This window comes from Devosia sp., from assembly GCF_028290625.1.
Lineage (GTDB): Bacteria > Pseudomonadota > Alphaproteobacteria > Rhizobiales > Devosiaceae > Devosia.
On record NZ_JAQGJM010000059.1, the window covers coordinates 1 to 2,615 of the forward strand.

Annotated in this window: 3 protein-coding genes and 2 tRNA genes; 2 read left to right on the forward strand and 3 right to left on the reverse strand. The window is 50.2% G+C overall.

The features are described from left to right. Both JWR51_RS23945 and JWR51_RS23950 read right to left on the reverse strand, forming a co-directional pair. On the reverse strand, nt 1-330 hold a 330-nt coding region (locus JWR51_RS23945; protein ID WP_299753661.1), incomplete at its 3' end, for a cation:proton antiporter. Nucleotides 331-471: 141 nt separating this feature from the next. Next, nucleotides 472-548 (reverse strand) — tRNA-Arg (locus JWR51_RS23950). 129 nt (nt 549-677) lie between these two features. On the opposite strand from JWR51_RS23950, the gene JWR51_RS23955 reads away from it, so the two are divergent. Further along, complete coding sequence (locus JWR51_RS23955; protein ID WP_299753663.1) at nt 678-812, forward strand: hypothetical protein; 135 nt, start codon at nt 678-680, stop codon at nt 810-812. Between the two features lie 60 nt (nt 813-872). On the opposite strand, the gene JWR51_RS23960 is transcribed toward JWR51_RS23955, so the two are convergent. After that, nucleotides 873-2,072: a hypothetical protein gene (locus JWR51_RS23960; protein WP_299753665.1), complete on the reverse strand. Its 1,200-nt coding sequence runs from the start codon at nt 2,070-2,072 to the stop codon at nt 873-875. Nucleotides 2,073-2,295: 223 nt separating this feature from the next. Here JWR51_RS23960 and JWR51_RS23965 point away from each other — a divergent pair. Further along, nucleotides 2,296-2,372, forward strand: a tRNA-Arg gene (locus tag JWR51_RS23965). Nucleotides 2,373-2,615 lie beyond the last annotated feature (243 nt).

Below are 2,615 nucleotides of genomic sequence, written 5' to 3' on the forward strand. Positions count from 1 at the left end.
TGCAATAACAACGCCCAGAGTGGACAGAACTGCGACAGGCAGGCGCACGGATTTCAGGTCATCCAGATTGATGTGAAGCGCACCAGCGAACAACAGGAACGACAACATGCCATGAAGAAGGACGTCAGAAAAATCAATACGCGAAATAATATCCTGCGCGAAGGTCAGGTCGATAAAACCGAATTTATGCAGAAAAATCGCTGACACCGACACCAGTAACGCGACAACCATGTTGCCGATAGTGGCCGGCAGACCGAGATATTTATGGTTGAGATACCCCCCCAGAGCGGCGAAAGTCAAAATCAGGGCGATAATCTGGAAAGCGTTCATGTGGCGTCATCCTGTTCATTAGAAATGGCGTCTCCAAGAGCGTTATAACTTGGAATTCATTTTAAACTAAAGGAAGGTGAGATTTATTCAAGCGGAATTGAAAAAGTCACGCCCTCATCAGGACGGCGGCCCACGTAGTAATGGCGTCCCCGACGTGATTCGAACACGTGGCCTACGGTTTAGGAAACCGTTGCTCTATCCAGCTGAGCTACGGGGACTCGGGATTGTTCCGGGGTTTTATCACATATTTGCAGGTTTTTGCACCAAATATGGGGGTTGCCGTCCTTTGAAAGAGGCATAGATGAATTTAAGAAGGCAACTCAAACAACTTTCTAAGGAGAACTGAAATGACCTGGTCACCACAGAACGATACTTCGAAAGATGCCCTGAAAAGCAAAACGCCGGTTGAGAATAACAAGTCCGTCGATGCCGATAAGAAAGCATCTGACAAGAATATGAAAGGCAGCGATTGCGGCTGCTAATACCAAAACCGCATAATAAAAAGCCCCGCAGATGCGGGGCTTTTTTAATTCTGATAGAACTTAGCGAATATATAGATGCACTTCACTGGTATTCGCGTCCGCGCTCGGCATATAAGACAGGTCGATGCGGTCCATGGTCACGCCCATCTGGGTCATGCTGCGCAGGACTTTCTCGGCATTGCGCCGTGCGCGGGTACTTTCGATTGTGCTTTCTGCGGAGTTGCCGCCAGCCGGGTGAACGGCGACGAGTTCAAAGCGTGCATTCGGGTAACGTTGCAATGCCTCGTTCACAGCCATATAGACCGGCTGTTCGTAAGCAACATTCGCTTTATCAAAGCGAATTTTAACCAGGGGGCGCGGAGCGCCGCCGGACATTGCCGAAGTGCCGGAGTTTGGCCCCCCGTTTGGCATTGGAGTGAGGCTGCTGCCTTCAGGTGAAAAATTCGCCGGTTGTGCGCCGGAGAACGGACGGTTCGACAGGCTCTTGCCGAACAGATCGCCAGTAGTCACAGCGAGCGACAGCGTGCGCAAATTGTTGCGCTCGGTTCCGAGATAGGAAACGGTGCGTGTGATGTCGTCGTTCACATTGTTCTGCAGCCGGTCAACAATCACGGCAGTGTTATTGATTGTATCTTCCAGTTGCGCAAGGTGCGCGTGATCTTCTTCGATCGCACCGGAGAGGCTATAGGTTGCGCGGACTGATTCCAGCAGGAAGCCTGCAACGCTGTCGGCATTGGCGACTTCTATAGCGAGATCGTTCAGCGAGGCTACGTTACCGGCAAGGCCTTCGAGACTGTTGCGCGCAACAGAGAGGCGCTTGATGAGGCGCGGGTTGCCCGGTGTAGTGCCGGATTGCAATTGTGTGTCGATGGTAGCGACGTTGGCAAAATATTCAGCCGCTTGTGACTGGCTGCCGCTTTCGAGTTTGGTCAGGCGTTCAGAAATATTCGACACGGATTTCTGAAGATTGTTCAGTTCACCGCGCAGGCTATCAACTTTACGGCCCACAACAGTCTGGCCGCCATTGTAGTAATCATCACCGAGAACTTTTTCCATGGTGATGTCCGGCGCTTTGGCGGGCTTGGAATAAAGACGGTTCTGCAGATCAGGCGGCAGAGGTTCATCGGTCACGGTCAGTGCGGCAGGGCGGTTTGGCGCTGCATCAGCGTTATGAACAACAGCTGCAGAGAGCAGAAGGCCAGAGCACACAGCCATCAAAAGTGCGGCGCGGGACGAAGAGTGGAAACGGAGAATGGACATGCGTTTCATCGCTTTATATAAGGGTAAAAACCAAGGCCTAAAATCACCTGTAAGGCCGTATCTGTCAAGCGGTAGAAGGACTTGGCCGAAGATTCATGCACACAGGTGGAAATTCGGGGCAAAGCCGAAAAAACCGTCCAAAAAAGCCGCCTGGGATTTAGATTAATACTTGCAAAGTCCTAAGGCTTCACATATGGTCTGCCCGGTTGAAAACAGCCAAAATGCGCCCGTAGCTCAATTGGATAGAGCACCTGACTACGGATCAGGAGGTTTGAGGTTCGAATCCTCACGGGCGCGCCATATTTTCTGCGGGTTTTCACGATTTTAATAAAAGCCCCTCTTTTAAAAGTCACCAATAAGTCACCATCTGGCTTGGAGCCTGATCGCATGGCATTGGTGGATTAAGGTGAGCATTATAATGTCATTTTAAATCCAACAATTCCCAGTTAGGAATTAGAAATGAGCGGAACATTTTCCGAAATTGATGAAAATACCTATTTGGGCGGTTTAACCCTATATGATTCTATTTTTAAATTAGGTCCT

Excerpts from the sequence above, each read along its gene's own strand:
- JWR51_RS23955 (WP_299753663.1), top strand. The coding sequence starts at position 678 with ATGACCTGGTCACCACAGAACGATACTTCGAAAGATGCCCTGAAAAGC.
- JWR51_RS23960 (WP_299753665.1), bottom strand. The coding sequence starts at position 2,072 with ATGTCCATTCTCCGTTTCCACTCTTCGTCCCGCGCCGCACTTTTGATG.